At 44.5% G+C, this 23,659-nt stretch carries 1 protein-coding gene (only partly in view); it reads right to left on the bottom strand.

The genetic code is table 11. The annotated features are described in order from the left end of the window. Window positions 1-23,659, bottom strand: the 3' portion of a protein-coding gene (locus tag ACSIGC_RS04455; protein ID WP_442266954.1) for a cadherin-like domain-containing protein. 3,893 nt of this gene lie beyond the right edge of the window; only the last 23,659 of its 27,552 coding nucleotides appear in the window; its start codon lies beyond the right edge, outside the window — the gene reads right to left on this strand; the stop codon is at window positions 1-3.

Consider the following 23,659-nt stretch of genomic DNA (forward strand, 5'->3'; position numbering starts at 1 on the left):
TTATCTATTAATATATATCCATCCTTTTCTGATAGGACTTCCGTCTCCTAAATCTATTACATAATAATATGTTCCTACAGGTAATTTGTCTAGAGTTTGAATCGTTGCTCTTCCATTTGATATACCTTCAAATCTCTTACTAGAATCATCATTATTATATCCTTTTACTTTGTATACTGTATTACCCCATCTATTAAAAATTTCAACGGTATTATTTGTATAATTATTTATACAATTAATTTTTAAGTAATCATTAATTCCATCTCCATTTGGACTAAACTCATTATATACTGTTAAGCAAGGATCAGTAACCTCTATAGTAACTGTTGCTGTTGAACAATTTGCTGGTGTAGCACTGTCACATATTGTATATATAAATGTGTCTGTACCTGTAAATCCTGGATCTGGTGTATAAGTAACTGTATCATCACTTGGATCATTAGGTGTACCATTATCATCAATAACTACATCACCATTACTTGGTCCATCTTCTATTGTTAAAGTTCCATCGTCTGGCACATCATTATCATTATCAAATATATCAATAATTACTGGATCGTCTCCATTTGTTTCAGAACTATCATCTTCAGCATCTGGTGTTGCATTAACATCAACAGTTACTGTAGTTGTTGAACAATTTGGAGGTGTTGCATCGTCACAAATTGTGTATGTAAATGTATCTGTACCGTTGAAATCTTCATTTGGTGTATAGATTACAACATCATCACTTGGATCATCAGGCGTACCTCCATCATCTATTGTTACTGTACCATTTTCTGGATCTGTAACTGTTAATGTTCCTGATGAAGATATGTCTGTATCATTACCTAACACATCTATTTCAACCGATTCATCCTCATCTGTTGTTACTGTATCACTATTAGCATCTGGTGTTGGTAATACATCAACTGTTACTGTAGTTGTTGAACAATTTGGAGGTGTTGCAGCATCACAAATTGTGTATGTAAATGTATCTGTTCCGTTAAAATCTTCATTTGGTGTATAGATTACAACATCATCACTTGGATCATCTGGTGTACCACCATCATCTATTGTTACTGTACCATTTGCTGGATCTGTAACTGTTAATGTTCCTGATGATGGTATATCAGTATCATTATCTAATACATTTATTTCAACCGATTCATCCTCATCTGTTGTTGCGGTGTCACTATTAGCATCTGGTGTTGGTAATACATCAACTGTTACTGTAGCTGTATCACAATTTGGAGGTGTTTGATCATCACAAATTGTATATGTAAATGTATCTGTACCATTAAACCCTGGATCTGGTGTATAAGTAACTGTATCATCACTTGGATCATTAGGTGTACCTCCATCATCTATTACTACTGTCCCATTTGCTGGGTCTGTAACTGTTAATGTTCCTGATGATGGTGTATCTGTATCATTACCTAATATATTTATATCAACCGATTCTCCTTCATCTGTTGTTGCTGTATCATCAACAGCTCCTGGCAAGCGAATATCTTGAACATCTACTGTTACTGTAGCTGTATTACAGTTTGGAGGTGTTTGATCATCACAAATTGTATATGTAAATGTATCTGTACCTGTAAAATCAGTATTTGGTGTATACGTCACTGTATCATCACTTGGATCATTAGGTGTACCCCCATCATCTATTGTTACTGTACCATTTGCTGGATCTGTAACTGTTAAGGTTCCCGAATTTGGCACATTAGTATCATTAAGTATAACATTAATATCTACTGATGTATTAGCATTCGTTGTAGCTGTATCATCCATAGTATTAACTATAACTACTGGTGCATATCCGTCGTTTCCTGCATCAACACTTCCGCCTCCTACTGGAGTAACTGAAGTTGGGTTTGTTCCTTCTGTTTGTGTACTTCCTGATGGTAAATCACCTTCTACAACCACAATATCTACTGGACTTCCTGCTGGAACTCCTGTCAACGTATAGCTTCCATCTGGATTCGTAGTCGTACTTGGCTCTCCTGGATCTTGAACGCCGTCGCCATCTAAGTCAGCAAACACTGTAACTCCACCTAAACCGCTCTCTGAACCGTCTTGTGTTCCGTTTCCGTTGGTATCGCCGTAAACAACTCCACTAACATCGCCTTGTGTTTGGTATCCGTCACTTCCTGCATCAACACTTCCGCCTCCTACTGGAGTAACTGAAGTTGGATTTGTTCCTTCTGTTTGTGTACTTCCTGATGGTAAATCACCTTCTACAACTACAATATCTACTGGACTTCCTGCTGGAACTCCTGTCAACGTATAGCTTCCATCTGGATTCGTAGTCGTACTTGGCTCTCCTGGATCTTGAACGCCGTCGCCATCTAAGTCAGCAAACACTGTAACTCCACCTAAACCGCTCTCTGAACCGTCTTGTGTTCCGTTTCCGTTGGTATCACCGTAAACAACTCCACTAACATCGCCTTGTGTTTGGTATCCGTCACTTCCTGCATCAACACTTCCGCCTCCTACTGGAGTAACTGAAGTTGGGTTTGTTCCTTCTGTTTGTGTGCTTCCTGATGGTAAATCACCTTCTACAACTACAATATCTACTGGACTTCCTGCTGGAACTCCTGTCAACGTATAGCTTCCATCTGGATTCGTAGTCGTACTTGGCTCTCCTGGATCTTGAACGCCGTCGCCATCTAAGTCAGCAAACACTGTAACTCCACCTAAACCGCTCTCTGAACCGTCTTGTGTTCCGTTTCCGTTGGTATCGCCGTAAACAACTCCACTAACATCGCCTTGTGTTTGGTATCCGTCATTTCCTGCATCAACACTTCCGCCTCCTACTGGAGTAACTGAAGTTGGATTTGTTCCTTCTGTTTGTGTGCTTCCTGATCGTAAATCTCCTTCTACAACTACAATATCTACTGGACTTCCTGCTGGAACTCCTGTCAACGTATAGCTTCCATCTGGATTCGTAGTCGTACTTGGCTCTCCTGGATCTTGAACGCCATCGCCATCTAAGTCAGCAAACACGGTAACTCCACCTAAACCGCTCTCTGAACCGTCTTGTGTTCCGTTTCCGTTGGTATCGCCGTAAACAACTCCACTAACATCGCCTTGTGTTTGGTATCCGTCACTTCCTGCATCAACACTTCCGCCTCCTACTGGAGTAACTGAAGTTGGATTTGTTCCTTCTGTTTGTGTACTTCCTGATGGTAAATCACCTTCTACAACTACAATATCTACTGGACTTCCTGCTGGAACTCCTGTCAACGTATAGCTTCCATCTGGATTCGTAGTCGTACTTGGCTCTCCTGGATCTTGAACGCCATCGCCATCTAAGTCAGCAAATACTGTAACTCCACCTAAACCGCTCTCTGAACCGTCTTGTGTTCCGTTTCCGTTGGTATCGCCGTAAACAACTCCACTAACATCGCCTTGTGTTTGGTATCCGTCACTTCCTGCATCAACACTTCCGCCTCCTACTGGAGTAACTGAAGTTGGGTTTGTTCCTTCTGTTTGTGTGCTTCCTGATGGTAAATCACCTTCTACAACTACAATATCTACTGGACTTCCTGCTGGAACTCCTGTCAACGTATAGCTTCCATCTGGATTCGTAGTCGTACTTGGCTCTCCTGGATCTTGAACGCCGTCACCATCTAAGTCAGCAAACACTGTAACTCCACCTAAACCGCTCTCTGAACCGTCTTGTGTTCCGTTTCCGTTGGTATCGCCGTAAACAACTCCACTAACATCGCCTTGTGTTTGGTATCCGTCGTTTCCTGCATCAACACTTCCGCCTCCTACTGGAGTAACTGAAGTTGGATTTGTTCCTTCTGTTTGTGTACTTCCTGATGGTAAATCACCTTCTACAACTACAATATCTACTGGACTTCCTGCTGGAACTCCTGTCAACGTATAGCTTCCATCTGGATTCGTAGTCGTACTTGGCTCTCCTGGATCTTGAACGCCGTCGCCATCTAAGTCAGCAAACACTGTAACTCCACCTAAACCGCTCTCTGAACCGTCTTGTGTTCCGTTTCCGTTGGTATCACCGTAAACAACTCCACTAACATCGCCTTGTGTTTGGTATCCGTCACTTCCTGCATCAACACTTCCGCCTCCTACTGGAGTAACTGAAGTTGGATTTGTTCCTTCTGTTTGTGTGCTTCCTGATGGTAAATCACCTTCTACAACCACAATATCTACTGGACTTCCTGCTGGAACTCCTGTCAATGTATAGCTTCCATCTGGATTCGTAGTCGTACTTGGCTCTCCTGGATCTTGAACGCCATCGCCATCTAAGTCAGCAAACACTGTAACTCCACCTAAACCGCTCTCTGAACCGTCTTGTGTTCCGTTTCCGTTGGTATCGCCGTAAACAACTCCACTAACATCGCCTTGTGTTTGGTATCCGTCGTTTCCTGCATCAACACTTCCGCCTCCTACTGGAGTAACTGAAGTTGGGTTCGTTCCTTCTGTTTGTGTGCTTCCTGATGGTAAATCACCTTCTACAACTACAATATCTACTGGACTTCCTGCTGGAACTCCTGTCAATGTATAGCTTCCATCTGGATTCGTAGTCGTACTTGGCTCTCCTGGATCTTGAACGCCGTCGCCATCTAAGTCAGCAAATACTGTAACTCCACCTAAACCGCTCTCTGAACCGTCTTGTGTTCCGTTTCCGTTGGTATCGCCGTAAACAACTCCACTAACATCGCCTTGTGTTTGGTATCCGTCACTTCCTGCATCAACACTTCCCCCTCCTACTGGAGTAACTGAAGTTGGGTTTGTTCCTTCTGTTTGTGTGCTTCCTGATGGTAAATCACCTTCTACAACCACAATATCTACTGGACTTCCTGCTGGAACTCCTGTCAATGTATAGCTTCCATCTGGATTCGTAGTCGTACTTGGCTCTCCTGGATCTTGAACGCCATCGCCATCTAAGTCAGCAAATACTGTAACTCCACCTAAACCGCTCTCTGAACCGTCTTGTGTTCCGTTTCCGTTGGTATCGCCGTAAACAACTCCATTAACATCGCCTTGTGTTTGGTATCCGTCACTTCCTGCATCAACACTTCCGCCTCCTACTGGAGTAACTGAAGTTGGGTTTGTTCCTTCTGTTTGTGTGCTTCCTGATGGTAAATCGCCTTCTACAACCACAATATCTACTGGACTTCCTGCTGGAACTCCTGTCAATGTATAGCTTCCATCTGGATTCGTAGTCGTACTTGGCTCTCCTGGATCTTGAACGCCGTCGCCATCTAAGTCAGCAAACACTGTAACTCCACCTAAACCGCTCTCTGAACCGTCTTGTGTTCCGTTTCCGTTGGTATCACCGTAAACAACTCCACTAACATCGCCTTGTGTTTGGTATCCGTCACTTCCTGCATCAACACTTCCGCCTCCTACTGGAGTAACTGAAGTTGGATTTGTTCCTTCTGTTTGTGTGCTTCCTGATGGTAAATCACCTTCTACAACCACAATATCTACTGGACTTCCTGCTGGAACTCCTGTCAATGTATAGCTTCCATCTGGATTCGTAGTCGTACTTGGCTCTCCTGGATCTTGAACGCCATCGCCATCTAAGTCAGCAAACACTGTAACTCCACCTAAACCGCTCTCTGAACCGTCTTGTGTTCCGTTTCCGTTGGTATCGCCGTAAACAACTCCACTAACATCGCCTTGTGTTTGGTATCCGTCGTTTCCTGCATCAACACTTCCGCCTCCTACTGGAGTAACTGAAGTTGGGTTCGTTCCTTCTGTTTGTGTGCTTCCTGATGGTAAATCACCTTCTACAACTACAATATCTACTGGACTTCCTGCTGGAACTCCTGTCAATGTATAGCTTCCATCTGGATTCGTAGTCGTACTTGGCTCTCCTGGATCTTGAACGCCGTCGCCATCTAAGTCAGCAAATACTGTAACTCCACCTAAACCGCTCTCTGAACCGTCTTGTGTTCCGTTTCCGTTGGTATCGCCGTAAACAACTCCACTAACATCGCCTTGTGTTTGGTATCCGTCACTTCCTGCATCAACACTTCCCCCTCCTACTGGAGTAACTGAAGTTGGGTTTGTTCCTTCTGTTTGTGTGCTTCCTGATGGTAAATCACCTTCTACAACTACAATATCTACTGGACTTCCTGCTGGAACTCCTGTCAACGTATAGCTTCCATCTGGATTCGTAGTCGTACTTGGCTCTCCTGGATCTTGAACGCCGTCGCCATCTAAGTCAGCAAACACTGTAACTCCACCTAGACCGCTCTCTGAACCGTCTTGTGTTCCGTTTCCGTTGGTATCGCCGTAAACAACTCCACTAACATCGCCTTGTGTTTGGTATCCGTCACTTCCTGCATCAACACTTCCGCCTCCTACTGGAGTAACTGAAGTTGGATTTGTTCCTTCTGTTTGTGTACTTCCTGATGGTAAATCACCTTCTACAACTACAATATCTACTGGACTTCCTGCTGGAACTCCTGTCAACGTATAGCTTCCATCTGGATTCGTAGTCGTACTTGGCTCTCCTGGATCTTGAACGCCATCGCCATCTAAGTCAACAAACACTGTAACTCCACCTAAACCGCTCTCTGAACCGTCTTGTGTTCCGTTTCCATTGGTATCGCCGTAAACAACTCCACTAACATCGCCTTGTGTTTGGTATCCGTCGCTTCCTGCATCAACACTTCCGCCTCCTACTGGAGTAACTGAAGTTGGGTTTGTTCCTTCTGTTTGTGTGCTTCCTAATGGTAAATCACCTTCTACAACTACAATATCTACTGGACTTCCTGCTGGAACTCCTGTCAACGTATAGCTTCCATCTGGATTCGTAGTCGTACTTGGCTCTCCTGGATCTTGAACGCCGTCGCCATCTAAGTCAGCAAACACTGTAACTCCACCTAAACCGCTCTCTGAACCGTCTTGTGTTCCGTTTCCATTGGTATCGCCGTAAACAACTCCACTAACATCGCCTTGTGTTTGGTATCCGTCACTTCCTGCATCAACACTTCCGCCTCCTACTGGAGTAACTGAAGTTGGGTTTGTTCCTTCTGTTTGTGTGCTTCCTGATGGTAAATCGCCTTCTACAACTACAATATCTACTGGACTTCCTGCTGGAACTCCTGTCAATGTATAGCTTCCATCTGGATTCGTAGTCGTACTTGGCTCTCCTGGATTTTGAACGCCGTCGCCATCTAAGTCAGCAAACACTGTAACTCCACCTAGACCGCTCTCTGAACCGTCTTGTGTTCCGTTTCCGTTGGTATCGCCGTAAACAACTCCACTAACATCGCCTTGTGTTTGGTATCCGTCATTTCCTGCATCAACACTTCCGCCTCCTACTGGAGTAACTGAAGTTGGATTTGTTCCTTCTGTTTGTGTGCTTCCTGATGGTAAATCACCTTCTACAACCACAATATCTACTGGACTTCCTGCTGGAACTCCTGTCAACGTATAGCTTCCATCTGGATTCGTAGTCGTACTTGGCTCTCCTGGATCTTGAACGCCATCGCCATCTAAGTCAGCAAACACTGTAACTCCACCTAAACCGCTCTCTGAACCGTCTTGTGTTCCGTTTCCGTTGGTATCGCCGTAAACAACTCCACTAACATCGCCTTGTGTTTGGTATCCGTCATTTCCTGCATCAACACTTCCGCCTCCTACTGGAGTAACTGAAGTTGGATTTGTTCCTTCTGTTTGTGTACTTCCTGATGGTAAATCACCTTCTACAACTACAATATCTACTGGACTTCCTGCTGGAACTCCTGTCAACGTATAGCTTCCATCTGGATTCGTAGTCGTACTTGGCTCTCCTGGATCTTGAACGCCATCGCCATCTAAGTCAGCAAACACTGTAACTCCACCTAAACCGCTCTCTGAACCGTCTTGTGTTCCGTTTCCGTTGGTATCGCCGTAAACAACTCCACTAACATCGCCTTGTGTTTGGTATCCGTCGTTTCCTGCATCAACACTTCCGCCTCCTACTGGAGTAACTGAAGTTGGGTTTGTTCCTTCTGTTTGTGTGCTTCCTGATGGTAAATCACCTTCTACAACTACAATATCTACTGGACTTCCTGCTGGAACTCCTGTCAACGTATAGCTTCCATCTGGATTCGTAGTCGTACTTGGCTCTCCTGGATCTTGAACACCATCGCCATCTAAGTCAGCAAATACTGTAACTCCACCTAAACCGCTCTCTGAACCGTCTTGTGTTCCGTTTCCGTTGGTATCGCCGTAAACAACTCCACTAACATCGCCTTGTGTTTGGTATCCGTCACTTCCTGCATCAACACTTCCCCCTCCTACTGGAGTAACTGAAGTTGGGTTTGTTCCTTCTGTTTGTGTGCTTCCTGATGGTAAATCACCTTCTACAACCACAATATCTACTGGACTTCCTGCTGGAACTCCTGTCAACGTATAGCTTCCATCTGGATTCGTAGTCGTACTTGGCTCTCCTGGATCTTGAACGCCATCGCCATCTAAGTCAGCAAATACTGTAACTCCACCTAAACCGCTCTCTGAACCGTCTTGTGTTCCGTTTCCGTTGGTATCGCCGTAAACAACTCCATTAACATCGCCTTGTGTTTGGTATCCGTCACTTCCTGCATCAACACTTCCCCCTCCTACTGGAGTAACTGAAGTTGGGTTTGTTCCTTCTGTTTGTGTACTTCCTGATGGTAAATCGCCTTCTACAACCACAATATCTACTGGACTTCCTGCTGGAACTCCTGTCAATGTATAGCTTCCATCTGGATTCGTAGTCGTACTTGGCTCTCCTGGATCTTGAACGCCGTCGCCATCTAAGTCAGCAAACACTGTAACTCCACCTAAACCGCTCTCTGAACCGTCTTGTGTTCCGTTTCCGTTGGTGTCGCCGTAAACAACTCCACTAACATCGCCTTGTGTTTGGTATCCGTCGCTTCCTGCATCAACACTTCCGCCTCCTACTGGAGTAACTGAAGTTGGGTTTGTTCCTTCTGTTTGTGTGCTTCCTGATGGTAAATCACCTTCTACAACTACAATATCTACTGGACTTCCTGCTGGAACTCCTGTCAATGTATAGCTTCCATCTGGATTCGTAGTCGTACTTGGCTCTCCTGGATCTTGAACGCCGTCGCCATCTAAGTCAGCAAATACTGTAACTCCACCTAAACCGCTCTCTGAACCGTCTTGTGTTCCGTTTCCGTTGGTATCGCCGTAAACAACTCCACTAACATCGCCTTGTGTTTGGTATCCGTCACTTCCTGCATCAACACTTCCGCCTCCTACTGGAGTAACTGAAGTTGGATTTGTTCCTTCTGTTTGTGTGCTTCCTGATGGTAAATCACCTTCTACAACTACAATATCTACTGGACTTCCTGCTGGAACTCCTGTCAACGTATAGCTTCCATCTGGATTCGTAGTCGTACTTGGCTCTCCTGGATCTTGAACGCCATCGCCATCTAAATCAGCAAACACTGTAACTCCACCTAAACCGCTCTCTGAACCGTCTTGTGTTCCGTTTCCGTTGGTATCGCCGTAAACAACTCCACTAACATCGCCTTGTGTTTGGTATCCATCGTTTCCTGCATCAACACTTCCGCCTCCTACTGGAGTAACTGAAGTTGGGTTTGTTCCTTCTGTTTGTGTGCTTCCTGATGGTAAATCTCCTTCTACAACAACAATATCTACTGGACTTCCTGCTGGAACTCCTGTCAATGTATAGCTTCCATCTGGATTCGTAGTCGTACTTGGCTCTCCTGGATCTTGAACGCCGTCGCCATCTAAGTCAGCAAACACTGTAACTCCACCTAAACCGCTCTCTGAACCGTCTTGTGTTCCGTTTCCGTTGGTGTCGCCGTAAACAACTCCACTAACATCGCCTTGTGTTTGGTATCCGTCGCTTCCTGCATCAACACTTCCGCCTCCTACTGGAGTAACTGAAGTTGGGTTTGTTCCTTCTGTTTGTGTGCTTCCTGATGGTAAATCACCTTCTACAACTACAATATCTACTGGACTTCCTGCTGGAACTCCTGTCAATGTATAGCTTCCATCTGGATTCGTAGTCGTACTTGGCTCTCCTGGATCTTGAACGCCGTCGCCATCTAAGTCAGCAAATACTGTAACTCCACCTAAACCGCTCTCTGAACCGTCTTGTGTTCCGTTTCCGTTGGTATCGCCGTAAACAACTCCACTAACATCGCCTTGTGTTTGGTATCCGTCACTTCCTGCATCAACACTTCCGCCTCCTACTGGAGTAACTGAAGTTGGATTTGTTCCTTCTGTTTGTGTGCTTCCTGATGGTAAATCACCTTCTACAACTACAATATCTACTGGACTTCCTGCTGGAACTCCTGTCAACGTATAGCTTCCATCTGGATTCGTAGTCGTACTTGGCTCTCCTGGATCTTGAACGCCATCGCCATCTAAATCAGCAAACACTGTAACTCCACCTAAACCGCTCTCTGAACCGTCTTGTGTTCCGTTTCCGTTGGTATCGCCGTAAACAACTCCACTAACATCGCCTTGTGTTTGGTATCCATCGTTTCCTGCATCAACACTTCCGCCTCCTACTGGAGTAACTGAAGTTGGGTTTGTTCCTTCTGTTTGTGTGCTTCCTGATGGTAAATCTCCTTCTACAACAACAATATCTACTGGACTTCCTGCTGGAACTCCTGTCAATGTATAGCTTCCATCTGGATTCGTAGTCGTACTTGGCTCTCCTGGATCTTGAACGCCGTCGCCATCTAAGTCAGCAAACACTGTAACTCCACCTAAACCGCTCTCTGAACCGTCTTGTGTTCCGTTTCCGTTGGTATCGCCGTAAACAACTCCACTAACATCGCCTTGTGTTTGGTATCCGTCATTTCCTGCATCAACACTTCCGCCTCCTACTGGAGTAACTGAAGTTGGATTTGTTCCTTCTGTTTGTGTGCTTCCTGATGGTAAATCACCTTCTACAACCACAATATCTACTGGACTTCCTGCTGGAACTCCTGTCAACGTATAGCTTCCATCTGGATTCGTAGTCGTACTTGGCTCTCCTGGATCTTGAACGCCGTCGCCATCTAAGTCAGCAAATACTGTAACTCCACCTAAACCGCTCTCTGAACCGTCTTGTGTTCCGTTTCCGTTGGTATCGCCGTAAACAACTCCACTAACATCGCCACACAGTGCCTCATTGATCGTTAAACTAACTACTGTACTCTCACAACCCGTTACTGTATTAAGTACCGTTACCGCATAATCTCCTGGTGCTAAGCCTGTAAAATCACCAGTGGTATTGGTTACCGCCGCAACTACTGGACTTGTTCCTGTTACCTCATATACTTCATCACTTCCTAAACTTGGAGCCGTAATATCAATTGTTCCTGTTGGTACTGTACAAGTAGGTTGTACTGTAACACTTGCCGTTGGGGCACTTGGATCGGATGGGACAGCATTGATCGTTAAACTAACTACTGTACTCTCACAACCCGTTACTGTATTAAGTACCGTTACCGCATAATCTCCTGGTGCTAAGCCTGTAAAATCACCAGTGGTATTGGTTACCGCCGCAACTACTGGACTTGTTCCTGTTACCTCATATACTTCATCACTTCCTAAACTTGGAGCCGTAATATCAATTGTTCCTGTTGGTACTGTACAAGTAGGTTGTACTGTAACACTTGCCGTTGGGGCACTTGGATCGGATGGGACAGCATTGATCGTTAAACTAACTACTGTACTCTCACAACCCGTTACTGTATTAAGTACCGTTACCGCATAATCTCCTGGTGCTAAGCCTGTAAAATCACCAGTGGTATTGGTTACCGCCGCAACTACTGGACTTGTTCCTGTTACCTCATATACTTCATCACTTCCTAAACTTGGAGCCGTAATATCAATTGTTCCTGTTGGTACTGTACAAGTAGGTTGTACTGTAACACTTGCCGTTGGGGCACTTGGATCGGATGGGACAGCATTGATCGTTAAACTAACTACTGTACTCTCACAACCCGTTACTGTATTAAGTACCGTTACCGCATAATCTCCTGGTGCTAAGCCTGTAAAATCACCAGTGGTATTGGTTACCGCCGCAACTACTGGACTTGTTCCTGTTACCTCATATACTTCATCACTTCCTAAACTTGGAGCCGTAATATCAATTGTTCCTGTTGGTACTGTACAAGTAGGTTGTACTGTAACACTTGCCGTTGGGGCACTTGGATCGGATGGGACAGCATTGATCGTTAAACTAACTACTGTACTCTCACAACCCGTTACTGTATTAAGTACCGTTACCGCATAATCTCCTGGTGCTAAGCCTGTAAAATCACCAGTGGTATTGGTTACCGCCGCAACTACTGGACTTGTTCCTGTTACCTCATATACTTCATCACTTCCTAAACTTGGAGCCGTAATATCAATTGTTCCTGTTGGTACTGTACAAGTAGGTTGTACTGTAACACTTGCCGTTGGGGCACTTGGATCGGATGGGACAGCATTGATCGTTAAACTAACTACTGTACTCTCACAACCCGTTACTGTATTAAGCACCGTTACCGCATAATCTCCTGGTGCTAAGCCTGTAAAATCACCAGTGGTATTGGTTACCGCCGCAACTACTGGACTTGTTCCTGTTACCTCATATACTTCATCACTTCCTAAACTTGGAGCCGTAATATCAATTGTTCCTGTTGGTACTGTACAAGTAGGTTGTACTGTAACACTTGCCGTTGGGGCACTTGGATCGGATGGGACAGCATTGATCGTTAAACTAACTACTGTACTCTCACAACCCGTTACTGTATTAAGTACCGTTACCGCATAATCTCCTGGTGCTAAGCCTGTAAAATCACCAGTGGTATTGGTTACCGCCGCAACTACTGGACTTGTTCCTGTTACCTCATATACTTCATCACTTCCTAAACTTGGAGCCGTAATATCAATTGTTCCTGTTGGTACTGTACAAGTAGGTTGTACTGTAACACTTGCCGTTGGGGCACTTGGATCGGATGGGACAGCATTGATCGTTAAACTAACTACTGTACTCTCACAACCCGTTACTGTATTAAGTACCGTTACCGCATAATCTCCTGGTGCTAAGCCTGTAAAATCACCAGTGGTATTGGTTACCGCCGCAACTACTGGACTTGTTCCTGTTACCTCATATACTTCATCACTTCCTAAACTTGGAGCCGTAATATCAATTGTTCCTGTTGGTACTGTACAAGTAGGTTGTACTGTAACACTTGCCGTTGGGGCACTTGGATCGGATGGGACAGCATTGATCGTTAAACTAACTACTGTACTCTCACAACCCGTTACTGTATTAAGTACCGTTACCGCATAATCTCCTGGTGCTAAGCCTGTAAAATCACCAGTGGTATTGGTTACCGCCGCAACTACTGGACTTGTTCCTGTTACCTCATATACTTCATCACTTCCTAAACTTGGAGCCGTAATATCAATTGTTCCTGTTGGTACTGTACAAGTAGGTTGTACTGTAACACTTGCCGTTGGGGCACTTGGATCGGATGGGACAGCATTGATCGTTAAACTAACTACTGTACTCTCACAACCCGTTACTGTATTAAGTACCGTTACCGCATAATCTCCTGGTGCTAAGCCTGTAAAATCACCAGTGGTATTGGTTACCGCCGCAACTACTGGACTTGTTCCTGTTACCTCATATACTTCATCACTTCCTAAACTTGGAGCCGTAATATCAATTGTTCCTGTTGGTACTGTACAAGTAGGTTGTGCTGTAACACTTGCCGTTGGGGCACTTGGATCGGATGGGACAGCATTGATCGTTAAACTAACTACTGTACTCTCACAACCCGTTACTGTATTAAGTACCGTTACCGCATAATCTCCTGGTGCTAAGCCTGTAAAATCACCAGTGGTATTGGTTACCGCCGCAACTACTGGACTTGTTCCTGTTACCTCATATACTTCATCACTTCCTAAACTTGGAGCCGTAATATCAATTGTTCCTGTTGGTACTGTACAAGTAGGTTGTACTGTAACACTTGCCGTTGGGGCACTTGGATCGGATGGGACAGCATTGATCGTTAAACTAACTACTGTACTCTCACAACCCGTTACTGTATTAAGTACCGTTACCGCATAATCTCCTGGTGCTAAGCCTGTAAAATCACCAGTGGTATTGGTTACCGCCGCAACTACTGGACTTGTTCCTGTTACCTCATATACTTCATCACTTCCTAAACTTGGAGCCGTAATATCAATTGTTCCTGTTGGTACTGTACAAGTAGGTTGTACTGTAACACTTGCCGTTGGGGCACTTGGATCGGATGGGACAGCATTGATCGTTAAACTAACTACTGTACTCTCACAACCCGTTACTGTATTAAGTACCGTTACCGCATAATCTCCTGGTGCTAAGCCTGTAAAATCACCAGTGGTATTGGTTACCGCCGCAACTACTGGACTTGTTCCTGTTACCTCATATACTTCATCACTTCCTAAACTTGGAGCCGTAATATCAATTGTTCCTGTTGGTACTGTACAAGTAGGTTGTACTGTAACACTTGCCGTTGGGGCACTTGGATCGGATGGGACAGCATTGATCGTTAAACTAACTACTGTACTCTCACAACCCGTTACTGTATTAAGTACCGTTACCGCATAATCTCCTGGTGCTAAGCCTGTAAAATCACCAGTGGTATTGGTTACCGCCGCAACTACTGGACTTGTTCCTGTTACCTCATATACTTCATCACTTCCTAAACTTGGAGCCGTAATATCAATTGTTCCTGTTGGTACTGTACAAGTAGGTTGTACTGTAACACTTGCCGTTGGGGCACTTGGATCGGATGGGACAGCATTGATCGTTAAACTAACTACTGTACTCTCACAACCCGTTACTGTATTAAGTACCGTTACCGCATAATCTCCTGGTGCTAAGCCTGTAAAATCACCAGTGGTATTGGTTACCGCTGCAACTACTGGACTTGTTCCTGTTACCTCATATACTTCATCACTTCCTAAACTTGGAGCCGTAATATCAATTGTTCCTGTTGGTACTGTACAAGTAGGTTGTACTGTAACACTTGCCGTTGGGGCACTTGGATCGGATGGGACAGCATTGATCGTTAAACTAACTACTGTACTCTCACAACCCGTTACTGTATTAAGTACCGTTACCGCATAATCTCCTGGTGCTAAGCCTGTAAAATCACCAGTGGTATTGGTTACCGCCGCAACTACTGGACTTGTTCCTGTTACCTCATATACTTCATCACTTCCTAAACTTGGAGCCGTAATATCAATTGTTCCTGTTGGTACTGTACAAGTAGGTTGTACTGTAACACTTGCCGTTGGGGCACTTGGATCGGATGGGACAGCATTGATCGTTAAACTAACTACTGTACTCTCACAACCCGTTACTGTATTAAGTACCGTTACCGCATAATCTCCTGGTGCTAAGCCTGTAAAATCACCAGTGGTATTGGTTACCGCCGCAACTACTGGACTTGTTCCTGTTACCTCATATACTTCATCACTTCCTAAACTTGGAGCCGTAATATCAATTGTTCCTGTTGGTACTGTACAAGTAGGTTGTACTGTAACACTTGCCGTTGGGGCACTTGGATCGGATGGGACAGCATTGATCGTTAAACTAACTACTGTACTCTCACAACCCGTTACTGTATTAAGTACCGTTACCGCATAATCTCCTGGTGCTAAGCCTGTAAAATCACCAGTGGTATTGGTTACCGCCGCAACTACTGGACTTGTTCCTGTTACCTCATATACTTCATCACTTCCTAAACTTGGAGCCGTAATATCAATTGTTCCTGTTGGTACTGTACAAGTAGGTTGTACTGTAACACTTGCCGTTGGGGCACTTGGATCGGATGGGACAGCATTGATCGTTAAACTAACTACTGTACTCTCACAACCCGTTACTGTATTAAGTACCGTTACCGCATAATCTCCTGGTGCTAAGCCTGTAAAATCACCAGTGGTATTGGTTACCGCCGCAACTACTGGACTTGTTCCTGTTACCTCATATACTTCATCACTTCCTAAACTTGGAGCCGTAATATCAATTGTTCCTGTTGGTACTGTACAAGTAGGTTGTACTGTAACACTTGCCGTTGGGGCACTTGGATCGGATGGGACAGCATTGATCGTTAAACTAACTACTGTACTCTCACAACCCGTTACTGTATTAAGTACCGTTACCGCATAATCTCCTGGTGCTAAGCCTGTAAAATCACCAGTGGTATTGGTTACCGCTGCAACTACTGGACTTGTTCCTGTTACCTCATATACTTCATCACTTCCTAAACTTGGAGCCGTAATATCAATTGTTCCTGTTGGTACTGTACAAGTAGGTTGTACTGTAACACTTGCCGTTGGGGCACTTGGATCGGATGGGACAGCATTGATCGTTAAACTAACTACTGTACTCTCACAACCCGTTACTGTATTAAGTACCGTTACCGCATAATCTCCTGGTGCTAAGCCTGTAAAATCACCAGTGGTATTGGTTACCGCCGCAACTACTGGACTTGTTCCTGTTACCTCATATACTTCATCACTTCCTAAACTTGGAGCCGTAATATCAATTGTTCCTGTTGGTACTGTACAAGTAGGTTGTACTGTAACACTTGCCGTTGGGGCACTTGGATCGGATGGGACAGCATTGATCGTTAAACTAACTACTGTACTCTCACAACCCGTTACTGTATTAAGTACCGTTACCGCATAATCTCCTGGTGCTAAGCCTGTAAAATCACCAGTGGTATTGGTTACCGCCGCAACTACTGGACTTGTTCCTGTTACCTCATATACTTCATCACTTCCTAAACTTGGAGCCGTAATATCAATTGTTCCTGTTGGTACTGTACAAGTAGGTTGTACTGTAACACTTGCCGTTGGGGCACTTGGATCGGATGGGACAGCATTGATCGTTAAACTAACTACTGTACTCTCACAACCCGTTACTGTATTAAGTACCGTTACCGCATAATCTCCTGGTGCTAAGCCTGTAAAATCACCAGTGGTATTGGTTACCGCCGCAACTACTGGACTTGTTCCTGTTACCTCATATACTTCATCACTTCCTAAACTTGGAGCCGTAATATCAATTGTTCCTGTTGGTACTGTACAAGTAGGTTGTACTGTAACACTTGCCGTTGGGGCACTTGGATCGGATGGGACAGCATTGATCGTTAAACTAACTACTGTACTCTCACAACCCGTTACTGTATTAAGTACCGTTACCGCATAATCTCCTGGTGCTAAGCCTGTAAAATCACCAGTGGTATTGGTTACCGCCGCAACTACTGGACTTGTTCCTGTTACCTCATATACTTCATCACTTCCTAAACTTGGAGCCGTAATATCAATTGTTCCTGTTGGTACTGTACAAGTAGGTTGTACTGTAACACTTGCCGTTGGGGCACTTGGATCGGATGGGACAGCATTGATCGTTAAACTAACTACTGTACTCTCACAACCCGTTACTGTATTAAGTACCGTTACCGCATAATCTCCTGGTGCTAAGCCTGTAAAATCACCAGTGGTATTGGTTACCGCCGCAACTACTGGACTTGTTCCTGTTACCTCATATACTTCATCACTTCCTAAACTTGGAGCCGTAATATCAATTGTTCCTGTTGGTACTGTACAAGTAGGTTGTACTGTAACACTTGCCGTTGGGGCACTTGGATCGGATGGGACAGCATTGATCGTTAAACTAACTACTGTACTCTCACAACCCGTTACTGTATTAAGTACCGTTACCGCATAATCTCCTGGTGCTAAGCCTGTAAAATCACCAGTGGTATTGGTTACCGCTGCAACTACTGGACTTGTTCCTGTTACCTCATATACTTCATCACTTCCTAAACTTGGAGCCGTAATATCAATTGTTCCTGTTGGTACTGTACAAGTAGGTTGTACTGTAACACTTGCCGTTGGGGCACTTGGATCGGATGGGACAGCATTGATCGTTAAACTAACTACTGTACTCTCACAACCCGTTACTGTATTAAGTACCGTTACCGCATAATCTCCTGGTGCTAAGCCTGTAAAATCACCAGTGGTATTGGTTACCGCTGCAACTACTGGACTTGTTCCTGTTACCTCATATACTTCATCACTTCCTAAACTTGGAGCCGTAATATCAATTGTTCCTGTTGGTACTGTACAAGTAGGTTGTACTGTAACACTTGCCGTTGGGGCACTTGGATCGGATGGGACAGCATTGATCGTTAAACTAACTACTGTACTCTCACAACCCGTTACTGTATTAAGTACCGTTACCGCATAATCTCCTGGTGCTAAGCCTGTAAAATCACCAGTGGTATTGGTTACCGCCGCAACTACTGGACTTGTTCCTGTTACCTCATATACTTCATCACTTCCTAAACTTGGAGCCGTAATATCAATTGTTCCTGTTGGTACTGTACAAGTAGGTTGTACTGTAACACTTGCCGTTGGGGCACTTGGATCGGATGGGACAGCATTGATCGTTAAACTAACTACTGTACTCTCACAACCCGTTACTGTATTAAGTACCGTTACCGCATAATCTCCTGGTGCTAAGCCTGTAAAATCACCAGTGGTATTGGTTACCGCCGCAACTACTGGACTTGTTCCTGTTACCTCATATACTTCATCACTTCCTAAACTTGGAGCCGTAATATCAATTGTTCCTGTTGGTACTGTACAAGTAGGTTGTACTGTAACACTTGCCGTTGGGGCACTTGGATCGGATGGGACAGCATTGATCGTTAAACTAACTACTGTACTCTCACAACCCGTTACTGTATTAAGTACCGTTACCGCATAATCTCCTGGTGCTAAGCCTGTAAAATCACCAGTGGTATTGGTTACCGCCGCAACTACTGGACTTGTTCCTGTTACCTCATATACTTCATCACTTCCTAAACTTGGAGCCGTAATATCAATTGTTCCTGTTGGTACTGTACAAGTAGGTTGTACTGTAACACTTGCCGTTGGGGCACTTGGATCGGATGGGACAGCATTGATCGTTAAACTAACTACTGTACTCTCACAACCCGTTACTGTATTAAGTACCGTTACCGCATAATCTCCTGGTGCTAAGCCTGTAAAATCACCAGTGGTATTGGTTACCGCCGCAACTACTGGACTTGTTCCTGTTACCTCATATACTTCATCACTTCCTAAACTTGGAGCCGTAATATCAATTGTTCCTGTTGGTACTGTACAAGTAGGTTGTACTGTAACACTTGCCGTTGGGGCACTTGGATCGGATGGGACAGCATTGATCGTTAAACTAACTACTGTACTCTCACAACCCGTTACTGTATTAAGTACCGTTACCGCATAATCTCCTGGTGCTAAGCCTGTAAAATCACCAGTGGTATTGGTTACCGCCGCAACTACTGGACTTGTTCCTGTTACCTCATATACTTCATCACTTCCTAAACTTGGAGCCGTAATATCAATTGTTCCTGTTGGTACTGTACAAGTAGGTTGTACTGTAACACTTGCCGTTGGGGCACTTGGATCGGATGGGACAGCATTGATCGTTAAACTAACTACTGTACTCTCACAACCCGTTACTGTATTAAGTACCGTTACCGCATAATCTCCTGGTGCTAAGCCTGTAAAATCACCAGTGGTATTGGTTACCGCTGCAACTACTGGACTTGTTCCTGTTACCTCATATACTTCATCACTTCCTAAACTTGGAGCCGTAATATCAATTGTTCCTGTTGGTACTGTACAAGTAGGTTGTACTGTAACACTTGCCGTTGGGGCACTTGGATCGGATGGGACAGCATTGATCGTTAAACTAACTACTGTACTCTCACAACCCGTTACTGTATTAAGTACCGTTACCGCATAATCTCCTGGTGCTAAGCCTGTAAAATCACCAGTGGTATTGGTTACCGCTGCAACTACTGGACTTGTTCCTGTTACCTCATATACTTCATCACTTCCTAAACTTGGAGCCGTAATATCAATTGTTCCTGTTGGTACTGTACAAGTAGGTTGTACTGTAACACTTGCCGTTGGGGCACTTGGATCGGATGGGACAGCATTGATCGTTAAACTAACTACTGTACTCTCACAACCCGTTACTGTATTAAGTACCGTTACCGCATAATCTCCTGGTGCTAAGCCTGTAAAATCACCAGTGGTATTGGTTACCGCCGCAACTACTGGACTTGTTCCTGTTACCTCATATACTTCATCACTTCCTAAACTTGGAGCCGTAATATCAATTGTTCCTGTTGGTACTGTACAAGTAGGTTGTACTGTAACACTTGCCGTTGGGGCACTTGGATCGGATGGGACAGCATTGATCGTTAAACTAACTACTGTACTCTCACAACCCGTTACTGTATTAAGTACCGTTACCGCATAATCTCCTGGTGCTAAGCCTGTAAAATCACCAGTGGTATTGGTTACCGCCGCAACTACTGGACTTGTTCCTGTTACCTCATATACTTCATCACTTCCTAAACTTGGAGCCGTAATATCAATTGTTCCTGTTGGTACTGTACAAGTAGGTTGTACTGTAACACTTGCCGTTGGGGCACTTGGATCGGATGGGACAGCATTGATCGTTAAACTAACTACTGTACTCTCACAACCCGTTACTGTATTAAGTACCGTTACCGCATAATCTCCTGGTGCTAAGCCTGTAAAATCACCAGTGGTATTGGTTACCGCCGCAACTACTGGACTTGTTCCTGTTACCTCATATACTTCATCACTTCCTAAACTTGGAGCCGTAATATCAATTGTTCCTGTTGGTACTGTACAAGTAGGTTGTACTGTAACACTTGCCGTTGGGGCACTTGGATCGGATGGGACAGCATTGATCGTTAAACTAACTACTGTACTCTCACAACCCGTTACTGTATTAAGTACCGTTACCGCATAATCTCCTGGTGCTAAGCCTGTAAAATCACCAGTGGTATTGGTTACCGCTGCAACTACTGGACTTGTTCCTGTTACCTCATATACTTCATCACTTCCTAAACTTGGAGCCGTAATATCAATTGTTCCTGTTGGTACTGTACAAGTAGGTTGTACTGTAACACTTGCCGTTGGGGCACTTGGATCGGATGGGACAGCATTGATCGTTAAACTAACTACTGTACTCTCACAACCCGTTACTGTATTAAGTACCGTTACCGCATAATCTCCTGGTGCTAAGCCTGTAAAATCACCAGTGGTATTGGTTACCGCTGCAACTACTGGACTTGTTCCTGTTACCTCATATACTTCATCACTTCCTAAACTTGGAGCCGTAATATCAATTGTTCCTGTTGGTACTGTACAAGTAGGTTGTACTGTAACACTTGCCGTTGGGGCACTTGGATCGGATGGGACAGCATTGATCGTTAAACTAACTACTGTACTCTCACAACCCGTTACTGTATTAAGCACCGTTACCGCATAATCTCCTGGTGCTAAGCCTGTAAAATCACCAGTGGTATTGGTTACCGCTGCAACTACTGGACTTGTTCCTGTTACCTCATATACTTCATCACTTCCTAAACTTGGAGCCGTAATATCAATTGTTCCTGTTGGTACTGTACAAGTAGGTTGTACTGTAACACTTGCCGTTGGGGCACTTGGATCGGATGGGACAGCATTGATCGTTAAACTAACTACTGTACTCTCACAACCCGTTACTGTATTAAGCACCGTTACCGCATAATCTCCTGGTGCTAAGCCTGTAAAATCACCAGTGGTATTGGTTACCGCTGCAACTACTGGACTTGTTCCTGTTACCTCATATACTTCATCACTTCCTAAACTTGGAGCCGTAATATCAATTGTTCCTGTTGGTACTGTACAAGTAGGTTGTACTGTAACACTTGCCGTTGGGGCACTTGGATCGGATGGGACAGCATTGATCGTTAAACTAACTACTGTACTCTCACAACCCGTTACTGTATTAAGCACCGTTACCGCATAATCTCCTGGTGCTAAGCCTGTAAAATCACCAGTGGTATTGGTTACCGCTGCAACTACTGGACTTGTTCCTGTTACCTCATATACTTCATCACTTCCTAAACTTGGAGCCGTAATATCAATTGTTCCTGTTGGTACTGTACAAGTAGGTTGTACTGTAACACTTGCCGTTGGGGCACTTGGATCGGATGGGACAGCATTGATCGTTAAACTAACTACTGTACTCTCACAACCCGTTACTGTATTAAGCACCGTTACCGCATAATCTCCTGGTGCTAAGCCTGTAAAATCACCAGTGGTATTGGTTACCGCCGCAACTACTGGACTTGTTCCTGTTACCTCATATACTTCATCACTTCCTAAACTTGGAGCCGTAATATCAATTGTTCCTGTTGGTACTGTACAAGTAGGTTGTACTGTAACACTTGCCGTTGGGGCACTTGGATCGGATGGGACAGCATTGATCGTTAAACTAACTACTGTACTCTCACAACCCGTTACTGTATTAAGTACCGTTACCGCATAATCTCCTGGTGCTAAGCCTGTAAAATCACCAGTGGTATTGGTTACCGCCGCAACTACTGGACTTGTTCCTGTTACCTCATATACTTCATCACTTCCTAAACTTGGAGCCGTAATATCAATTGTTCCTGTTGGTACTGTACAAGTAGGTTGTACTGTAACACTTGCCGTTGGGGCACTTGGATCGGATGGGACAGCATTGATCGTTAAACTAACTACTGTACTCTCACAACCCGTTACTGTATTAAGTACCGTTACCGCATAATCTCCTGGTGCTAAGCCTGTAAAATCACCAGTGGTATTGGTTACCGCCGCAACTACTGGACTTGTTCCTGTTACCTCATATACTTCATCACTTCCTAAACTTGGAGCCGTAATATCAATTGTTCCTGTTGGTACTGTACAAGTAGGTTGTACTGTAACACTTGCCGTTGGGGCACTTGGATCGGATGGGACAGCATTGATCGTTAAACTAACTACTGTACTCTCACAACCCGTTACTGTATTAAGTACCGTTACCGCATAATCTCCTGGTGCTAAGCCTGTAAAATCACCAGTGGTATTGGTTACCGCTGCAACTACTGGACTTGTTCCTGTTACCTCATATACTTCATCACTTCCTAAACTTGGAGCCGTAATATCAATTGTTCCTGTTGGTACTGTACAAGTAGGTTGTACTGTAACACTTGCCGTTGGGGCACTTGGATCGGATGGGACAGCATTGATCGTTAAACTAACTACTGTACTCTCACAACCCGTTACTGTATTAAGTACCGTTACCGCATAATCTCCTGGTGCTAAGCCTGTAAAATCACCAGTGGTATTGGTTACCGCTGCAACTACTGGACTTGTTCCTGTTACCTCATATACTTCATCACTTCCTAAACTTGGAGCCGTAATATCAATTGTTCCTGTTGGTACTGTACAAGTAGGTTGTACTGTAACACTTGCCGTTGGGGCACTTGGATCGGATGGGACAGCATTGATCGTTAAACTAACTACTGTACTCTCACAACCCGTTACTGTATTAAGCACCGTTACCGCATAATCTCCTGGTGCTAAGCCTGTAAAATCACCAGTGGTATTGGTTACCGCTGCAACTACTGGACTTGTTCCTGTTACCTCATATACTTCATCACTTCCTAAACTTGGAGCCGTAATATCAATTGTTCCTGTTGGTACTGTACAAGTAGGTTGTACTGTAACACTTGCCGTTGGGGCACTTGGATCGGATGGGACAGCATTGATCGTTAAACTAACTACTGTA

The organism is Tenacibaculum aquaeponti, from assembly GCF_052084715.1.
In the GTDB taxonomy this organism is placed as follows: Bacteria; Bacteroidota; Bacteroidia; order Flavobacteriales; family Flavobacteriaceae; genus Polaribacter.